Consider the following 18,584-nt stretch of genomic DNA (forward strand, 5'->3'; position numbering starts at 1 on the left):
TCAACTGTTAAAACAGGGAGGGTATGACGACAAAAGAAGGAGAAAGAGAGCGTACTTTTCCCGCAGGCTGAGGATGGCTTTTGAGACTAACTTGCGGCAACCGTGGACGGAAATCTGTAGTAATTCGGCAATCTGCGCGTAATCGTAACCTTGCACATAGCGAAGATAGATGATTTCACGTTGCCGGTCGGTAAGGGATCCGAGTAATTGTTCAACCTCGGTTTTTATTTTTATCTGTTCCTCTTTCTCAATCAGGAGCTCTTCCATGTTCACTTCCATTTGGAAGGGTATCTTTCCGGCAGAGTCGATATTTTCGAGTTTCATATGCTCTTTTTGATTTTTGTGGATATCGAGAAGTCGGTTTTTCAATGATCTGAACAGATAGAATTTCATGTTTGTTATGTCGACTAACTTGCCGGTATCGGTGGTGACCTTCACAAAAACATCATGAATGGCATCTTTTACGGTCTCTCTTTCAAAACCAAGGTAGCAACCATAGGTGAACAGGTCATCCACGTACAGGTTATAAATTGAAGCGATATCTTTTTCTTTTTTCACCGATCTTGTAGAACTTCCTTACTGAGGTGCAAAATAAGTAAAAAAATATTGAATAAAGAATTTTATCAGTTTAATATGGTATTTATAATTTCAAGGAAAATGTCGACACCGTTATCCAAGGCTTTCCTTTCAAACACCATCTCTTTGTGATGCAACCCTGGTTTTGCGTTTGCTCCCAAGGCAACGTATGCCGCCTTGCAGCCAATCTCTTTCGTGTAATAGTGAAAGTCTTCCGCGCCCACGGTATGTATTTCTTCCACAAGCCCGTCGGCTCCTAACACTTTTTCAATCGCTCGGGAGGCGGCATCAATCATATCCGAAGAATACTCGGCCGCGGGACAGCAACTTACGGTACATGCTGCTTTCGTGCGGGTTATCTTGGCGCATGATTCGACGCGTAGATTGAGTTCTTCCAGAAGGGTCCGCATGGTTGTATTGTCGGCGCATCTTACGTCGATGCACATGTTTAATTCTTCAGGTAGTGAGTTTTCCGCATTGTCTCCTGTGTTAACCCGGGTTATATTAATAGAGCTGCTTACCTGCGGGTTGATTTTTATCGTATTGATGGCATTTGCGATCAGAATGGCTGTCTCAATGGGGTTGGCACCCAGATGAGCTCTGCCAGCATGGGCGGTTATCCCTGTAAGTTTGATGTTTAGTCGTGCCAGGGCGGAGTGCCATAACGCCGGTGCGGCCTGGCCGAAAAGACATTCCTGATAAGGTCGGATATGCATGCCGATAATATGGGTCATATCATTTAGTAAGCCGCTGCTTATTACTGTTTTTGCTCCTGTCAGCAATTCTTCCGCGGGTTGAAAAATAAAATATAGCTTTCCGCGGGCAACCCCCGAGGAGTAAATGCTCCTTGCCACAGCTAACGCTATCGATGAGTGCGCATCATGGCCGCAGGTGTGGCGGTATTCTATCCTGCCATCCATTTGATAGGGCAACGCATCCATATCGGCCCTGATCCCCACAAAAGGGCCTTCCCTGTTACTGTCCAGGACCGCGATTATGCCGGTGCTATTGGCCACATTTCGGTGTATTTTATATCCCCATTTTTTTAATTCGGATTCAATGAATTCGGATGTCTTGAACTCTTTATAACCGGGCTCGGGTATTTGATGTAACGCGTCATAAACGGTATGCACATATTCGTTTCTATTTTCCATACATTTTCCTATTGCATAGATAACTAGTGTGATGTGAAGGCTGTTTTGTCAATGGGTTCGTAAGAATCGGTCCTACGGTTCGTAGGATATGAACAGTGAAAGCCGACATTTGAACATTCATAGCACTAGACGAAAAGTTTGGTGAAAAACATGCCCGCGAAAGCAATGAGTAAATTGACAACAACCAGTAACAAATAAGATTTGCTTGGTATTTTTATTGTCCCCAAAATACGTCCGGTATATTGAATCAATGACCCTAAAAGCATTATACCTACCAGCAAGATTGCGATTTGTCCGGCGGAGAGTAGCCCGTCAAGAGCTAATGAGGCCGCTACTCCCATCCCCCCTCCTGTGGAGAGTAAGGCCGTTACCAAGGCAGTGGCTGAAACCCCCGGTAGACCAAAAACCTTCATTATCGGCTCAAAAACCACTCCAATCAGATTTGTCAACCCGGCAAGATTCAATATTCTGATAATGGCAAATGCAAACAGCACATGCGGGAGCATATTCAGCACGCCGAGGCGAAGGCCGTTTCTTGCCCCATCAACAAAACTTTGCAATATATTATACTTGTTACTCATTCTTACCGCTTGTTTGAATTACCGCTTTTCTGAATTGCTACTTGTCTGAATAACTGTTTGTCTGAGATTCTTGGGAGAGATAAAGGAGTAAAATACGGATAATATTTCCTGCCAAAAATTTAAATAGAAGCACGATTAGTAAAGGGATTATCAACGGGATATGAAGAAAGGGAAACAATGCGGCTCCACTGGAGAAATAGTTGGTGATCAATCCTCCCCCGGAAAACTGGAATCCGGTGTAAATCAATCGTTCATTATTATTGATCTGCCCATTGTCATGAAGTTCTTTTGTCAATGCGGCACCTGCATCCACAGACTGTAAGCTCACCATCAACGATAAGCCGCAAATTCCGGGCAGTCCGAGTAAGGGCCTTAGCAGCGGAGTTAACAGCTTTTGAGCTACTTTGAGACCCTCCGCGTCTTCCACTATTTTTATTAATCCAAGCGCAAAAATAATCGCAGGTATCAACGAGAGTGAAAATAAAAATCCATCGCGGACACCCACGCCGTTAGTACCCCGAAAGTCCTTGGCCAATAACCCGTGATCATCGGATACATACCCCAGCTCCCCAAAAGTTCCCAGGATATTGGTAAAATCAAACGCGCTTAAAGGCATGGGAGCATTTTTGAAAATCCCCGAAAAGAACAACAGGGCCAAGATCAATGAAATTACCCCTGTCTTGCGGACTCCTGACTCTGGATTTTTTGACATATATGATCTGTTGTTTATCCTTTTGATGGGTGAAGTACCAGAAAAAAGAGTATATGGCAATCACTTTATTAATAGGACGATTTAAGCGATTTTTTATCCCCTTGTCTTCCGGGAAATTTTCAACATTAGGAGGTTAATGAGGATGCATTCGTAGCCTTCATCCTCCAAGGCTTTCAGATTGTCGTTGGAGAGCAAGCCGGAATCGGCGATAACGACGGGTTTGCTGATGCTGAATTTCTCTTGCATTTTTTGCAAAAAAAGAGCTGGCTGTAATCAGCTGTTTTTCATTTGTTTAGCTTGACTTTATCTCCTGTGTAATTTACGGTAAAATAATTGTCTCCTTCAATCAGTAGGCCGGCCGTCCTGTGCTTTCCGAAATTCCTATAGTGACGTACATTCACCGCAATAACCCGGCCATTGTACCGCCAGTCGACCTCATCCACTTCGGTATGTCCTACTATGATTCTCGCTGCGTCATAATATTCCAGCACTTTATCCAAATCTTCGGATTTGAGCGGGGAGTGACGTTCAGCATCGGAGGCCAAGCCCCGGTACCACAACGGACCACTATCGCCAAAGAGCAGTTCATTCCTTCTGTGCAGTTCTTTCTTGGCTTCTGTCGGGATACCGATGAAACGCCATCCCAGTTCGTTGATCTCCCCTATCTTATACTTCTTTTCGGTGATCTTTGGGTGCAGTCCCGCATGGACAAACAGATTGTCGCCTACAACGAGAATTAGATAACTGTCCCTGATCCAGCGTCCTAACTCGGAATGGGACGCGTACAGATCTGCATATGGAATTCCGGCTTTGGCCGCAAAAATCAGGTGTTCCTCATGAACGTAGCGGATATCGTCTCTCAGCACCAAGTCCTCGTGATTGCCCAGAATAAAATCGAGTCGCCCGCCGGCATCTTCCGCTTCTTTCTCCAGTTTATAAACCAACCACATGATTCCATTGTCGTTACGTCCGCGGTCAAGGATATCCCCTAAAATGAGGAGTTGGTTCTTTCCATATACCCACTCCAGATTGTCGTTCACAACTCCATTTCCTTTCAAGAATGCGACAAAGGCATCGAGTTGACCGTGCAGATCCGCCACAACGAGGGTCTTTTCCGGTTTTTCCTGGCGCCACGAGTGTTTGATACGCTTGTGAAGCTGGAATTCAAAATCGATGCCGCTATCTGGCGCCGCAGCGAAATAATGGAATTTTAAATTTTCAGGTAGTTGAACGAGTGTGGTATCCAGCACGTTTCCATTGTTCCGGGCGGCTATGACCCGAACCGTGTTGTCGGTGTTATGAAGCACATATAAATCTCCATGCCCTTCGATGGTGAAATCCGGCGCCGGTTGCGCGATGAGATGACCGGAGATCAACAGAACAACGGCGATAATCATATTTGTCGGTTTCATTGGCATATACGTGAAATTTTGAAATCGTCGGAAGGTTCATTCCTTCCGACGATTTTGATGGATGACTGCGCGGTTCTTATTCCCAGGAGATGTTGAAGGCGATGCGCCCCGAGGACGAAATGGAATAACGGGAATATCCCATCATACGGCCTGTCTTGGTGGACAAGTCCAGCCAGAAGGCCGTATAAGATGATGGATTGTCCGCCGTGTAGAAATAGATATATGTCACATAATCATCGGGATTGGCTCCGGGTATATAACAGGGGATGCGGGCGGAAGAGGCGCTCGAGTTTTCCGAATAGAAGTACCAGCGGTTTTCGTCTGTGTCGTGGTATCCGTTCGAAATCGACGGCCTGATATTGTTTTCTTCGTCTATGGAAAACGTGAGATCATAGCCGGAATTGTTATAGAGGAAGTTCTTTATTGTGTAACTCCCGTCCCGGTTGTCATAGATGTTGTGTTTAAATGGGGTGAACTCGGGTTTTCTCGAACCCGAATAATCCGTGGGGGTAAACGTGGCCTCTCCCACGAGAGAGACGACCTCTATTTTGGCATCGAGACGGGTGCTTCCTCCTTTTTCATCGTTGCCATATACCTTATAAGGGTTTGAATAATTCTCGTCGATTTCAATGGAAAAGGCATATTGCTCCTTGAACTCAAATTTCCCGACATGTATGGTCAGCTCTGCCGTTGCGCTTCCGGCTTCAAAGACTGCCGTTTCCGCGACTGTTAAATTGGGATCGGCATGCCGGATCCTTACCGGTACGCGAAGCGCCGGGCCTGCTTTTGATTCGTCTCTTCCCAGTTTGATGGCGACAAACTCTTGGATTAGAACACCTTGTTGGTTGGCTTCCAATTCAATTACTTTGGGGATATCCTTGTCGAAATATACTCCCGGATTATCGGCTGCCGGTTGCGGTCCGGACTTCCACTTGTCGCTGTCATCGCACGAAATAACCGTTATTATTGCGCATATAACGGACAGGTATGCTGTAATTGCAATTATATTCTTCATTTTAGTTGTCTTTAAATTAAAAAAGCTATTCTACCCATAAATCATAGACGTCATAGACCTGAGGATCGGGATTCAGCTTTATCGCGTGATTCAGCGACGCCTCTCCTTCATTAGGCAGGTATAGGTTGAGCCACGATGGCGTATGTCCGGGCAGGGAATTGTACCGGTAACTGGATATCCAGTTGCTTCCCTTGTATCCCCGGGTAATGGCCAGCTCGCGCCTTTTTATATCGAAAAAGGAGAGTCCCTCTCCCCAAAGCTCTATCCTTTTCTGCGTGATCAGATAATTGTCCACGAAATCTTCCACATTTTCCGGAGAGATATCATAGGAGGCGTCCTTATACCGGTGTGCGTTAAGAAACGAGGCAAGCGCGTTCATGCCTGAATTTAAACCATCGGTATAGGCTTTGGCTTCCGCTTCGATGAAATACATCTCTTCCACGCGGATTATCGGGAAATCGACCTGCAGTGCGTTTGTATAATCTTCCGAGATATCCCCTTGGTTGGGACGGAATTTGAAACCCACGTAGGCGTCCCTTAGCGCCCATTCAGTGTCGTCCAAAAGGGTGTGGTATTTGGAAGGGGTGGGTTTGGCGCCCGCATCGGCCGGATCGATCCAGGTAGCTTTCCTCCAGTCATTCTCATCGATTTGGTCATACAACCTCTTGTCGATCATCCGGTAGCAATGGTATTGCGAACGGCTGTAACCTCTTGAGTATTCGGTTACACAATTGGAATAGAAGTTGTTGACCCGGCTGTAAACCGCATCGATTGAATTGATGGTAATGGCGAAGATCCATGAATTCACGCTGGCGTCATTGAATCCGTGGGTCAGGCTATGCCATTGATTTTCAGACAGGGGATTGTATTTGTTGATTACCAGACGGGCGTATTGCGCCGCCTTTTGATAGCAATCATTTGCCGTGGTTATTCCCAGCTTGTCATATATGGCCAGTTCTTCGTCATCTTCATGACTGAGTTGGGTCTGTAGATCCTGCGGGTATTTCTGGAATCGGGTGGCGATTTCGAGCCACAAGCGGGCCTTATATGCCTGCACCACGGATAAATCGGCTCTGATCTTTGAATTCCGGTTATACCCTTCCAGGTATTTTTCCGCCTTGTTCAGGTCATTCATGATAAACCTGTACATTTGATAAAATGGAACGCGGGGGTTGTTTTCAGCATTGTTGTCATCGAAGTTTTCATCGATAATCACGGTGGTCAACCCATAAATTCCACGACTTTCGGCTTCGGCATCCAAAGATTGTACTCCTGTTTTTTTGTATTCGTACATCCGCATCAAATCCATATAAGCCATTGCTCGATAAACGAGAGCATTGCCATAAAAACGCCGTATCTTTTCTGTTGCCTCTTCGGGATTTCCAATCGCAATGATCGTGTTATTCGCATTGAGTATCATGCGGTAGTAGTAACGCCACGGCTGTTTTGCCCGGCCGGATGAAAAATCCACCAAGGATGCCCATGGAGTGTTGAAATGGTTATAATTGGTTGTAACATAGGGACAGTCGGTGAGTGCATCCCTTATTATCATCATGGCAGGATAGCCGAATTCCTGATTACTGGACGTGCCAAAGTAATTATAACTGTACATGAACGCGGCCGTGCTGTTGGCAAGTGACTCAAGTGCGGTTTCAGAACCTCCGATCTGATCGCCTGTGGCATAATCGGTCGCGATGGATTCATCGATACATCCGATGAAAGAGAGTAGGATGGTGCTGAGTGCTATAAATTGAATGGATATATTCTTCATATTTCGTCTTTCTTAATTTAGTTAGAATTTGAAATTCAGATTCAACATGTACCTGCTCATGGCAGGGAAATAGCCGAAGTCCACATTTCCATCAAAATCCCGGCTGGGGACGAACCCTTTTCTGTGTGAAAAGAAGAGTAAGTTGTCCACACCCGCGGAAACGGTCAACCCTTCAATCCTTAACCGGTGAACCAGATTTCTGGGGATTCTGTACCCGAGTGAGATATTCTGTAAACTTAAATAGTCGGCTTTTGTCAACCAGCGATCCGAAGCCGAGGTGAAATAACGGTCATCGTACTGCCACCGTGCGAATTCGTTGTTTTTATTTTCGGGTGTCCAGGAGTTTCTCACGTCCTTATGGAAATTGTAACCTGTACGTCCGTTATACGGGGCGGTCATCAGTGTTGAGTAGCCGGAGTCGTATCCGTAGCCGCCAAGCCTGTAGGCAAAAGCGTAGGTGAGCTCCAGGTCTTTCCAGGAGAAACTGCCGCCGAAACCTCCGAAAATTTTCGGTTGTGAGCTTCCGCTCTCAAAGTAGGTAGCTGTGCTATAAGTGGTGGTTGTGGATATTTCACCGGAATTCTCGTCCCAGACATACCAGGTTGCCCTTCCTTCGTCATTGATCCCGGCAAATTTTTTCAGGTACCATGTCCTGAACTCCAGTCCTTCACCGTAAAAGTACCCGCCGGAACTATAGCCCGAGGCTACGGCGTTGCCGTTCAGGTCATATAATGTTTCACCTTTCCTTTCTTCGGCAAGCTCCAATATTTTACTCTTGTTCAAGGAAGCATTCAGGTAGATGCTCCATTTGAAATCCTTTGTGCGGATAATATCCCCGCGCAGATCAAATTCGAACCCGCTGTTGCGCATACTCCCCACATTGTCGTAGTAAGATGAGTATCCCAGGGAATAGGGTACCGATACGGCGGCAAGCATATCGGTGGTTTTGTTGTTGTAATAATCCACACCACCCCTAAGCCGTCCATGAAAGAGTTCAAATTCCACGCCGGTGTTGATGGCGGTTCGGGTTTCCCAGGTAATTCGTTTATTCCCCCGATTCAGGAAGGTGACGGCAATTTCCCCGTCCAGATTTTCAATGCTATAGGTGTCTATGTAACGGTGATTGCCGATCTGGTCGTTGCCGTTCTGACCAAATGATAATTTCAGCTTCAGTTCGTCCACCCACGATACTTTGAAGAAATCCTCCCTTGAGATAAGGTAGGCTCCGCCAAACGAGAAGAAATTTCCCCAGCGATGATCGGGGTGGAAGCGGGAGGATGCATCGCGCCTGAACGATGCGTCGAAGTTATAGGTGTTTTTATAATCGTACAACAGGCGTCCACCGTATCCTTCACTCTGGTAGTTGCGGGTATAGGAGTCGTTGTCGGTGATGGTGATGGCTCCGGCAAGTTCCTGGTTGTCGAAATAATTGAACATATTGGATCTGCTGCCCGAGAGGATGTATGAATTGGAGTCGAACGATTCGTGGAGTAGGGTCACTTTGACATTATGGTCATTGAACCGTTTGCTGTAATTGACCAGTTGCTGAAGGTTCATGGTTTTGCTTTTAGTGGCACTGACCGATACGGTGCCACCGGGATTGGATGATCCGTAGAAGGGTTGTCCCGTAGTGATGTATCTTCTGTCCACCTGGTCGTAGGCGATGTTAAGGGTGGCGGTCAACTCGGGCATGATGATGAAATCGGCCGCCACCTTTGACCCCGTTCTCATCGATTCATATTTTCTGGTTTGGATAAGGGCTTCCTGCAATCTGTTGGATCCAGTATTGATCGGACGTGATATGCCGTCATTGTATGTGCCGTCACCATAATCGTAGACTTTTCCGTTTTCGTCATAGAGGAAATTTCCGTCCTTGTCTCTTACATAAATCGGATAGATGGGGGCTACCCTGTTTGCATTGGAAAAAATATTGTTGCTATTATTGCTATAATCGATATTGTTGGCATATTCGGATACCGCCATGTCGAGATTTGCCGTAAGCCTGAGCCACTTTCTCGCGTTAAATATACCGTTTAACCGTCCGGTATAGCGTTCATAGAATGCCGCATCCGTGATGCCTTCATCGTTGGTGTAACCCACACTTGCCATGAGGGAAAGGTTTTCCGCGCCACCGTTGATATTCAGGTTGTAATCCTGACGCAATCCCGTTTTGTATGTCTCGCTTACCCAATCGTCAGGAGTCTGGAAATATTCCCTGCCGTCGGTTCCGGTCACTATTCTTCCCAAGGTGGCATTGGGGTTCAGTTTCCCGTTATACCCGATCAACTGTTCACCATCGGGTACTGTGTAGAGAAGATACCCCAAGCCTCCTTGGTCGCTGTTTTTCAACCATGATTCATTGGCGGCGCGGTTAGCTTCATACGAATTATAACCGGCCACATTTTGGTAATAGTTATACATTGCCTGATATTGTAGCTCATAAAATTCTCCGGGAGTATTTATGACATCATACAGGTCATTTTGGCGTACTTGGGAAAGGGCCAGTTTGGTGTCCAGAGTGATGGATGTTTTTTTATCCCGGGTGGCCTTTTTGGTGGTTACCAATACCACCCCGTTTCCTCCCCTGGCGCCATAAATTGCCGTGGAGGCGGCATCTTTAAGCACGGTGACGGACTCTACGTCGTTGGGGTTGATGTTGTTCCATCCACTTTCGTAGGGAACTCCGTCAACAACAATCAAGGGCGATCTGCCGGCATTGATGGAGCTGGCACCGCGAATGCGGAAAGAGGGAGTTGCGTTGGGCGAGCCCGACGAGTTTTCCATCTGTACCCCCGGAGATATACCTTCCAAGGCGCTCATGACATTTGAAACAGGCCGGCGGCTGATGGTTTCCGATGATACTACCACGGCTGATCCGGTAAATGCCGATCTTTTCTGCTCGCCGTATGCGATAACCACTACTTCGTCGAGTGCCTGGGTGTCTTCGAGCAGTGTAATGTTGAAAGCACTCCTTCCGGCAGTATTTATTTCCCGCGCCAGATAACCGATATAGGAAACGAGCAGTACCGCATTCTCTTCCACCTGCAAGGTGAAGTTTCCGTCTATATCGGTGACGGTTCCGTTGGTTGTCCCGGCTTCAATAATATTCGCTCCAATCACGGGTTCGCCCTGGGCATCCACCACTTTGCCGGTTATTCGTCTTTTTTGCTGTTGAGTTACTTGTTCTTGTACGGGTTCCTCGGATTTATTTTCGATTTTCTTATTTTTATCAAGAAAAACAACTACCTGATAGTCCAGGATCCGGTATGCGAGTTTTGTGTCTGAAAGAAGTTCATCCAGTATTTTTTCGACACTCTGCGAGTTGACGTTCACGTCTATGCGCTTATTCGCCGTTTTGTTCGCGTTACCCGCAAAAATAAACCGGTAGTCGCTTTTCCTTTCCAGTTCTCTGCAAACCTCTTTGATGGTCGTCGATTTCAGATGGAGCGTGAATTCGGTTTCTTGTGAAAAACCGTTGCTCGCTTGCGAAAACAAGATGCTAAAAAACAGAAAGAAAAGGGTCGCCTTCATGATTGTTACAACATGTCTGTGATTATTGAGAGGAATTTTCCCTCCAATAGGATATTTATTCATAAATTTGTACGATTTTAATTGTCAATTAATAAACGGGATGATTAAATTCGATTCAGTCGGACGGTATTCGCGCTATCGTCCGGCTTTTTTGTGGTATTGTATTTTCATTTTTCCATAGGCAGATATGCATTTAATCGGGTTCGTTGGTGATATATATCCGGTTGTCCTCCTTTTTGTATCGGGTGGATGTGAGTAACGCGATGGTGGTCATGACATTGTCCAGGTTTTCCGACAATATGATTTTCCCGGTGCACGTCAGGTCTTTCAAGGTGACGTCCTTGTCGTGATTGAACGACAGGTTGTAGTATCTTTCTATTTGTTTCAACACCTCGGACATGGGGGCATCGTCGAACATCAGATAGCCGTTTCTCCAACTGATAAAATGGGAGACATCCACTCTTTGTGTGTTGAATGTTCCGTCCCGGGAGCAGACAGCCTGTTCGTTGGGCATGAGTCTTATTTCGTTCCCGCCGACGGATTGCAAGCCAACGCTTCCTTCTACCAAAACAACGGATTTTGGAGAATCGGCATAGGCCGACAGATTAAACTTCGTGCCGTGGACCCTTACGTTGAAGTCGGAGGTGCGGACGCAAAAGGTTCTCTTTTTATCGGGCGCCACTTCGATGTACATTTCGCCCGATGCCAGCCGGATTTCACGGTTATTTCCGTCAAACTGCGCCGGAAACTCAAGCACGGAACCGGAATTGAGCCAAACCTTACTCCCGTCGGAAAGGGTAAGGGTTGAACGCTTTCCGTAGGGAACGATAAGGGTATTGAGTCTCTTCTTGTCCATGGAAATATCTTTCCGGCCTTCACGGTCTGTTTCAACCCGCGCCACACCGGCATTGCTGATTTCGATATCGATATTTTCCTGGAAAGAGGCCGTTTGGTTGTTGGTGATAAGTCGAATATCTTCGGACTGCAATTCGTTTCCTACGATGTAATCAGGGGAAATAACGCTGTCTTTTGCCGGGTCACGGACTACATGTACGTATAGAACCGATAGGATAAACACGGAGACGCATGCGGCGACATATGAGATACGTCGGATTTTTTTCTTGTTTTGGAAGGTATGTACGGATTGTTCCAGCCGTTTGAACGCTTCTTCTTTTTTCTCTCCGGAGAGGTTGTGCGACGATAGGCGTACATTCCGGAAATGGGCTTCTGCCAAGCTTATATTTTCCCGTTCCCCGGGATGTTTCTGCAAAAAATCTTTCCAATAAGCGTTCATTTCATCGGAAGGGAAAAGTTTCCATTCGATAAATTTTTCATCTTTAAGAAAGCGGAGAAAACCGGAACTGTCTGTTTTCATACGACTAAAATATTTATTTTCAATGGTGTCATATGGAATTGAGCGAAGCGAAATCGCCGATTTCCATTGATATCAAAACCGGAGGCAACATCGCTTTAGTCATGATCTTGTGTGATAATGATTATCATGCTCGTTTCATTTACATTTTCTGTGTTATAAATCAAAATATCTTTTATAAGTTCTCGTTTGAATTATTTTTCCCATTGAATTTCAGATGTTTATCGTTTCGGATAATCTCATCTATTTACTGTCCTGTACTTATTCAGCAAGAGGTTTGTATTATAAAGACGAAAAGAGATGAAAAACATCATCCCTTTTGTCTGAAAAAACACATTTTGTGTTTTGAGAAGATTCAACTTTTTTCGCAAGCATCAGTTACCTGTGGAACACATCCCGGGCGGCCTTGCGGTTTGAGCGTAAGCGAGCCGGCAAGCGGCCGAGGGTGGCAAAAGCGAAACTTAAATAAAAGGATCAAGCCGGTTTTCTCTCAGCTTATTCATCGCTTTACTCGTGAGGTTGCGGCACGATTCGACCGATATGCGCATAAGCTCGGCAATCTCCTCGTAACTCTGTTCCTGGATATAGCGCAGGTAGATAATTTCGCGTTGCCGGTCCGTTAACCGGTTCAATACGTTTTCCACCTTCCGGCGTATTTCTTCCCGGTCTTCTTCCTGTATCAGCTCATCTTCAACGGTCACGTTCAGCCGGAACGACATGTTTTCGCAGATATCCTCGTCGGAGGATAAAATTTGCGGATGTTCCTTGTTTGTCCGTTGAATGTCGATAAGCCTGTTTTTCAGTGCCCTGAAAAGATAAAACTTCACATGGGTTATCTCTTCCAAGGAGGCGCTGTTGATGCAGAGTTTGTAAAAAACATCGTGTATGGCATCCATGGCAACCTGTTCGTCGAATCCCAAATGCAACGCATAAGCATATAACTGGTCTATATGCTTGAGATAGATTGATTTGACATATGGTGAAAAGATCGGCACGTGAAGTTGTCATTTGCTAATAATTTGCAAATTAATAAAAAAAAGTCAAGAAAATAAAATTGCGACTCCGTCAAAAAGTGACTATCTTTGCATATATGAATAACAAGAAACTGGTGATTGTTGGATGCGGTTATCTGGCCGATATTGTGGCAGATGCGCTATTAAAGGGGTTGTTGCCCGGTTATGATCTGGTGGGAGTCTATTCCCGGACGGCGTTAAAAGCTGAGCGGCTTGCAGCCCGGTGATCCCCGTGCTACAGGCGCGGATGCCTGCCATAAGCCGGCCACCATCGCTATCCTGTAGCAACACTGCATTCTTACTATTGGAAAATTAATTTAAAATCGCATACTCGCGCCACCCGATAACCAGAATCCCGGTTGAGGAATATTGCCAAAGTCGACATGGGTGGTATTGAAAATATTGTTCGCATTCACAAATAGTTCCACTCGAGGGAATTTGTAGCCGGCTTTCACGTCCAAAAGGGAGAAAGGAGAGAAATCCACCCGTTCATCTTTTTCAGCGTTGACGTATCGCATATAGGACCCGGCCCTTTCCTGCCAACGGAAATTCCATGATACCGACAGGTTTCTGCCAATGCGATGAGTGAGGTTTGCCGTGAATTTATGTTTCAGATAATTGCGGACGTACATCGATACAGGATTATTGACCTCCTTGCGGGAATCATAGTCTTGCGTAAGATAAACATATCCGATCTGTAGTGAGCGGAACGGTTGCGCGGAAGGAAAAATCTCGCTGAGATGTAGAGAAACAGACGTTTCCACACCATAGGTTTTAAGTTTTTCATTTTCCGGCAGGTTCACGGCATGCCATTTTTTGTCGTCGTCCGAATATTCCCAATCGATCAGGTTTTGCCCGTGGTTGAGATAGCCGGTGACAGAGCCGCCAAGAAAGCGGTTGCGATACTTCATCCCCGCTTCTAACGATTGAATATATTCCGGCCGCAATAAATCATTGCCCACATGGTCACCCGCCCTGTAATACAGGTCGGTGAAAGTGGGCATGCGGGTGGCTTTGTTCCAGGAGGCATAGATCGTCAGCGACCTTGACGGCCGGTATGACGCGTTCAGCGCGGGATACAGGTCGAATTTATTCACCACCGCCGTATTATGGTTCATCAAACCGCCTATGGAGAGAGTGAAGTGGTTGAAAATGAAGTTATGCTCCAGGAAATAACTGATATTGGTTCGGTTATCCGAATGAGTATATTTTCCGAAGGTGTCCTCCAAAGGTTTTCCCAGCACACTGCTCAAAATGCCTTCATTGCGGAACTCGCCTCCAAAACCGGTAATACCCCATCGCGAGGCGTACCGCATGGCGAGATTCATGCCGAAAACATCGCTCCGGTGATAGTTGTGGCCCTTGTACCAGTCAGGTACGTCCGGGGTGCCTTGCCGGATGAGCTGGTATTCGTCATGGTGGCGGCTCCAGTAAATATGGGGGATAAATTTCAGTTTTCCGCCGGTTTCACCACGTATGGATGCAAACATACCCTGCGTGTCGTCGTGCTGGTTGGGAAATGAGGGCGAGTAAAACGTATTGGCTCCGTAAGCCTTGCGGTTATAACCTGCCTGGATATCGAGCAGGGTATTTTGAAGATTGAACCGGCTTTGCCAGAGAAGGTTTGCGATGTCGTATTCGCTGTTGGCGATATATCCGTCCGATCTTTTGTATCCTGCCGATAAGCTGTGTAGTGAACCGTCCGTTTTGTAGGCGCCCCTTGCTTCGGCGCCGAAAAGGCCATGCATGCCGCCTTCCAGTTTCGCGAAACCGTTCGATTCGGTATCCTTCCGGGTGATGATATTCACGCCGCCGGAAAAGGCGCTGGCGCCGTAGACCAACGAGGATGGCCCCTGCACGATCTCGACGCGTTCGATATCGGAAAGGTTGACCGGAATGTTAAAAGTGTAATGTCCTGTGTGAGGGTTGGTGAGGTTTACACCGTTGAGCAGGATGGCTGTCTGGTCGAATGACCCGCCGCGAAGGGAGATGTCCGCCTGTACGCCGTGCGGCCCGCGTTGCAGGATATCCACACCTGCCACATAATTCAAAAGGTCTTCGATACCGCGGACGGGCGCCCGCTCAATCTCTTGTCTCGAAATGACGGTTACCTGCTTGGCTGCCAGGTTCAATGGCAGGTCGACCTTTGAAGCGGTAACCACCACTTCATCCAGCTCTGTCAGAGGAATGGAGTCTGTGGTTGTTTGGGTATGTGTCCGTTCCGCCGGTTCCACCGCCGCCGCGTGGGCGTTTATCAACGCGCAACCCGACAGTACGCCGATGGTAACTCTCTTGTGCAGGCTGTTGAAAACGCTGTACGACTTACGGGCGAATCGTTTGAAACGAAATACCTTCATCGTGTTCAATTGTTTCTTACGCATATTTATTTGATTTTATAAGAATGCGGTGCAAAGATATTCCAATTTTTTGTTTGTAGGAAGTTTGTATCATCGAAATAGGGATGACATTTACAATCCGAAAAACCATTTAGCCATGGAAAAATAGATAAGCACACCCATTATATCGGAAATGGTGGTGATCATGGGTGCGCTGGCGGTAGCCGGGTCTAACTTCAGCCGGGTGAAGACAAGGGGCAGCAGCATGCCCGTCATGCTTCCCACCATCACTGTGGCGAGCATGGTGAGGGCCACCACGGGAATGATAGCCGGAGCGCGCCAGGTGGCGATCAGGGAGACTCCTGCCGCCATAGTCATACCCAGTAGTAATGAAACCGCCAGTTCTTTACTCAACAGGCGTATCCAGTCTTGTCGGCGAACATCGCCCATGGCCAGGGCACGGATCATCAGGGTGGCGGATTGTGAACCGGCATTTCCTCCACTGTCTATCAGCAGGGGCAGGAAAAATACCAGGGCAACGACCGTTTCAATCACATTCTCAAATTGTGACATGGCATATCCTGAGAAGACATTCATGAACACCAACACCAGTAGCCATCCCACCCGTTTCTTGTAGAGAAATGAAACGGTAGCCAGCACGGGATTGATGACGGCATTCTGCATCGCGCCGAATTTATGGAAGTCTTCCGTGTCTTCTTCTTCTGCCACATCGAAAATATCATCAATCGTAACGATGCCGAGTAGCGTATGGGTACTGTCCACCACGGGTAAAGCTACCCGATTGTAATCCTTGAATATCTGCACAGCGGTTTCCTGGTCGTCGAAAGCATTTAATACCACCAGTTTATGGTCGACCAGATTCTCTATCATTTCATCCTGACCCGCGAGTAATATATCGCGGATAGGGAGGTCGTCGATCAATTTCCAGTGTTGATCCACCACATATACCACATCCAATGTTTCAGATTCCTTGCCGAAGCGGCGGATATGTTGCAATGTCTCTGCCACGGTGAAGTGTGATTTCACGGCCACATACTGGGGCGTCATCAGCCGCCCGATGCTTTCTTCCGGATATCCGAGCAATTGTGTGGTTTTCTTCAGATTCTCCGTGCTCAACAATTGCATGAGTTGTTGGGCTACTTTTCCGGGTAACTCTTCAAACAGGGCTGTACGGTCGTCCGGATCCATATCATTCATCAGGTCGCTGAGACGCGATGCATGATGTGCCAGGCCGTTGATGATTTCGCCCTGTTTGTCGGGATGGAGTTCACGGAAGACCTCCTTTGCTTCTTTTCCCGGAAGCAGCCGGAACAAGATAATGGATTGTAGCTGGTTGCTATGCTCAATAAGGTAAGTGATATCTGGAACATCGAGTTTGGTGAGTTCCCTTTTCAGGCTAGTCCAAGCCCTCTCTTGTATGAGTCTCTGAAAAGTGATTTGGGTATCTGTCATCATACTCTCCTTTCCGCTTTGCCTGAAAGGAGGGTATTCCCTTACAGGTCAAAGGTATTGCTGTTATTATGTTTTCGGGAATCTTCGTCCATTTGACAATTTCTTACTCAACTTTCGCAAGTGGTATGATTGCAACAAAAGGTCTCCGCTTTAGTTGCATGCATTTCAAACTTACATGCGAAACTTGAATTTGTTATTTTATCGGGGACAAATATACGCAATTTTCTTGTAAAAGCCATGCGGGAAGGTGGAAATACCCTCTGACTTATGGGAAAAAGCGGGATCTAAAACTCAAAAAAGGAAAAATGCACATTCCCGTACTTCCGCTCTTCTTTGAAATGCGGGAGGTGTGAAAAGTGGTGGTTTTTGGAGTGTTCCATCACAAAGAATCCTCCCTCTTTGACCAATTGTTTATTGAGGATAATTTCAGGAATTTTCCCCAGGTCGGGAAGGTCATAAGGAGGATCGGCAAAGATAAAATCGAATTGTTGTCTCAGGGATTGCAGATATTTAAATGCATCCGCTTTTACAGGAAACAACTCCGTTGTTCCGAGTTTTTCCTGTGCCTTGTTTATGAAATTAAAATGGTTTTGATTCTGTTCCACGCTCACCACATAGGCGCATCCTCTTGAAATCAACTCAAAAGCGATACTTCCTGTTCCGGAGAAAAGGTCTAGGGCGGTTATTTCTTCCCAATCCAAAAGGTTGTTGAGAACGTTAAAAAGTCCTTCTTTGGCAAAATCGGTTGTAGGACGGGCTTTCAGATTTGGTGGAACCTGAATACGTCTGGATTTGTATTTTCCTCCGATTATACGCATAAGGCAGCCAATATGTCAGTGGGAAGCGTTCTCTTTTGCTCTTCTGTCAATATCACCTTCGGACTCAGTTCCACCTGCTCCACCCGTCGAATCAGTTTTCTGAGCAGGTCTGTCGTCGCTCTTTGGGAATCGATATCGCCGGAAAGAAAAAGCCTGTCGGTAGATTGGTCGAAACTGAGTTTTTCCCACACACTCGCGATAAAATAAGTGGCGTCATGAGGATCCGTTGCCAGAAACGTATTGGTGGAGAGCAGCCGGTTTCCCGAGAAACAAACTATAGTGACATATTTGTCGTGAAAATCGGCGAAGCAACTCTTTCCGGTTTCATCAGCGCTGTGGGATGTGAACAGACCGATAAGAATAGAAGAGTGGTGGTGGAATGCAGGATTCCATAAATTCCGCGAAAGGAATGAATGCACCTCTTCATCTATATTGAAAAGAGTCCTGAGATCATTTTCCGGAGTTCTATCTGTAAGAATAACACCGTTCGTTTCATGAAAATTGAACCGGAACAACTCGTCCATCCGCTTCTTTTCAAAATAAGCTTCGGGCACAAGCGTATAAAAAGGGGAAACGACAGTAACGGTTACCTGATTGAAAGTCTGGCTGAAAAAACCAAGGTCAAAGATCAGTTTTTTGATGTTGTCTATATAGGAGAGTTTCCCACTTAGCCCGGTTTCCTGAAAATGAAAAATAGAGATGTCTCCCGGCGAATACATACAAAAAGAAAATCCATTCGGCGAGAGCCGAATGGATAAATTGTATCTTTCCGAATATGCCAGATCAATATTTTCGGGTAAAAACATACGCTGATGTGGGA

At 46.4% G+C, this 18,584-nt stretch carries 15 protein-coding genes and 1 pseudogene; 1 reads left to right on the top strand and 15 read right to left on the bottom strand.

Annotated features, from left to right (window positions below):
- The 11 genes from D7D25_RS00620 to D7D25_RS00665 form a co-directional block, all read right to left on the bottom strand.
- Nucleotides 1-558, bottom strand: coding sequence for an RNA polymerase sigma factor (locus D7D25_RS00620; protein ID WP_122967037.1), 558 nt, complete (start codon nucleotides 556-558; stop codon nucleotides 1-3).
- Between the two features lie 65 nt (nucleotides 559-623).
- Nucleotides 624-1,730, bottom strand: a complete 1,107-nt coding sequence (locus D7D25_RS00625; RefSeq protein ID WP_122967038.1) for an amidohydrolase — start codon at nucleotides 1,728-1,730, stop codon at nucleotides 624-626.
- Between the two features lie 125 nt (nucleotides 1,731-1,855).
- Entirely contained in the window at nucleotides 1,856-2,311 is a 456-nt protein-coding gene (locus tag D7D25_RS00630) for a nucleoside recognition domain-containing protein (protein ID WP_122967039.1), read from the bottom strand.
- Nucleotides 2,312-2,348: 37 nt separating this feature from the next.
- Nucleotides 2,349-3,023, bottom strand: coding sequence for a nucleoside recognition domain-containing protein (locus D7D25_RS00635; protein WP_122967040.1), 675 nt, complete (start codon nucleotides 3,021-3,023; stop codon nucleotides 2,349-2,351).
- Between the two features lie 93 nt (nucleotides 3,024-3,116).
- Nucleotides 3,117-3,269 carry a hypothetical protein gene (locus tag D7D25_RS17900; RefSeq protein ID WP_158602500.1) on the bottom strand — a complete coding sequence of 51 codons (153 nt, stop codon included), beginning with the start codon at nucleotides 3,267-3,269 and terminating at the stop codon, nucleotides 3,117-3,119.
- Between the two features lie 38 nt (nucleotides 3,270-3,307).
- Nucleotides 3,308-4,435, bottom strand: coding sequence for a metallophosphoesterase (locus D7D25_RS00640; protein WP_158602501.1), 1,128 nt, complete (start codon nucleotides 4,433-4,435; stop codon nucleotides 3,308-3,310).
- Nucleotides 4,436-4,511: 76 nt separating this feature from the next.
- Nucleotides 4,512-5,450 (bottom strand): hypothetical protein, encoded by a 939-nt coding sequence (locus D7D25_RS00645; protein ID WP_122967042.1) that lies wholly within the window; start codon nucleotides 5,448-5,450, stop codon nucleotides 4,512-4,514.
- A gap of 25 nt (nucleotides 5,451-5,475) precedes the next feature.
- A complete protein-coding gene (locus D7D25_RS00650) occupies nucleotides 5,476-7,221 on the bottom strand; it encodes a RagB/SusD family nutrient uptake outer membrane protein (RefSeq protein ID WP_122967043.1) in 1,746 nt (581 codons plus the stop codon).
- 21 nt (nucleotides 7,222-7,242) lie between these two features.
- Complete coding sequence (locus D7D25_RS00655; protein WP_122967044.1) at nucleotides 7,243-10,815, bottom strand: SusC/RagA family TonB-linked outer membrane protein; 3,573 nt, start codon at nucleotides 10,813-10,815, stop codon at nucleotides 7,243-7,245.
- A gap of 130 nt (nucleotides 10,816-10,945) precedes the next feature.
- Nucleotides 10,946-12,127 carry a FecR family protein gene (locus D7D25_RS00660; RefSeq protein WP_122967045.1) on the bottom strand — a complete coding sequence of 394 codons (1,182 nt, stop codon included), beginning with the start codon at nucleotides 12,125-12,127 and terminating at the stop codon, nucleotides 10,946-10,948.
- Nucleotides 12,128-12,585: 458 nt separating this feature from the next.
- Nucleotides 12,586-13,119, bottom strand: a complete 534-nt coding sequence (locus D7D25_RS00665) for an RNA polymerase sigma factor (RefSeq protein ID WP_255417119.1) — start codon at nucleotides 13,117-13,119, stop codon at nucleotides 12,586-12,588.
- A gap of 95 nt (nucleotides 13,120-13,214) precedes the next feature.
- Between D7D25_RS00665 and D7D25_RS00670 the strand changes: the two are divergent.
- A pseudogene (locus D7D25_RS00670) lies at nucleotides 13,215-13,355 on the top strand (aspartate dehydrogenase); the annotation flags it as partial.
- A 99-nt stretch (nucleotides 13,356-13,454) separates the two neighbouring features.
- Here the strand turns inward: D7D25_RS00670 and D7D25_RS00675 are convergent.
- From D7D25_RS00675 to D7D25_RS00690, 4 genes are all read right to left on the bottom strand, one after another.
- The gene (locus D7D25_RS00675; RefSeq protein ID WP_122967046.1) at nucleotides 13,455-15,518 is read right to left on the bottom strand and encodes a TonB-dependent siderophore receptor; all 2,064 of its coding nucleotides are present in this window, start codon (nucleotides 15,516-15,518) and stop codon (nucleotides 13,455-13,457) included.
- A gap of 87 nt (nucleotides 15,519-15,605) precedes the next feature.
- On the bottom strand, nucleotides 15,606-16,949 hold the full coding sequence (mgtE, locus tag D7D25_RS00680; protein WP_122967047.1) for a magnesium transporter: 1,344 nt from the start codon (nucleotides 16,947-16,949) through the stop codon (nucleotides 15,606-15,608).
- A gap of 281 nt (nucleotides 16,950-17,230) precedes the next feature.
- Nucleotides 17,231-17,764, bottom strand: coding sequence for an RsmD family RNA methyltransferase (locus tag D7D25_RS00685; protein WP_122967048.1), 534 nt, complete (start codon nucleotides 17,762-17,764; stop codon nucleotides 17,231-17,233).
- On the bottom strand, nucleotides 17,755-18,570 hold the full coding sequence (locus tag D7D25_RS00690; RefSeq protein WP_122967049.1) for a DUF3822 family protein: 816 nt from the start codon (nucleotides 18,568-18,570) through the stop codon (nucleotides 17,755-17,757). The genes D7D25_RS00685 and D7D25_RS00690 overlap by 10 nt, the downstream gene beginning before the upstream one ends.
- Nucleotides 18,571-18,584: the final 14 nt, after the last annotated feature.

It is taken from the genome of Proteiniphilum sp. X52, assembly GCF_003712195.1.
Lineage (GTDB): Bacteria > Bacteroidota > Bacteroidia > Bacteroidales > Dysgonomonadaceae > Proteiniphilum.

Coding starts and splice junctions, on each gene's coding strand:
- D7D25_RS00625 (WP_122967038.1), bottom strand. CDS start 1,730: ATGGAAAATAGAAACGAATATGTGCATACCGTTTATGACGCGTTACAT.
- D7D25_RS00630 (WP_122967039.1), bottom strand. CDS start 2,311: ATGAGTAACAAGTATAATATATTGCAAAGTTTTGTTGATGGGGCAAGA.
- D7D25_RS00635 (WP_122967040.1), bottom strand. CDS start 3,023: ATGTCAAAAAATCCAGAGTCAGGAGTCCGCAAGACAGGGGTAATTTCA.
- D7D25_RS17900 (WP_158602500.1), bottom strand. CDS start 3,269: ATGCAAGAGAAATTCAGCATCAGCAAACCCGTCGTTATCGCCGATTCC.
- D7D25_RS00640 (WP_158602501.1), bottom strand. CDS start 4,435: ATGAAACCGACAAATATGATTATCGCCGTTGTTCTGTTGATCTCCGGT.
- D7D25_RS00645 (WP_122967042.1), bottom strand. CDS start 5,450: ATGAAGAATATAATTGCAATTACAGCATACCTGTCCGTTATATGCGCA.
- D7D25_RS00650 (WP_122967043.1), bottom strand. CDS start 7,221: ATGAAGAATATATCCATTCAATTTATAGCACTCAGCACCATCCTACTC.
- D7D25_RS00655 (WP_122967044.1), bottom strand. CDS start 10,815: ATGAATAAATATCCTATTGGAGGGAAAATTCCTCTCAATAATCACAGA.
- D7D25_RS00660 (WP_122967045.1), bottom strand. CDS start 12,127: ATGAAAACAGACAGTTCCGGTTTTCTCCGCTTTCTTAAAGATGAAAAA.
- D7D25_RS00675 (WP_122967046.1), bottom strand. CDS start 15,518: ATGCGTAAGAAACAATTGAACACGATGAAGGTATTTCGTTTCAAACGA.
- mgtE (WP_122967047.1), bottom strand. CDS start 16,949: ATGATGACAGATACCCAAATCACTTTTCAGAGACTCATACAAGAGAGG.
- D7D25_RS00685 (WP_122967048.1), bottom strand. CDS start 17,764: ATGCGTATAATCGGAGGAAAATACAAATCCAGACGTATTCAGGTTCCA.
- D7D25_RS00690 (WP_122967049.1), bottom strand. CDS start 18,570: ATGTTTTTACCCGAAAATATTGATCTGGCATATTCGGAAAGATACAAT.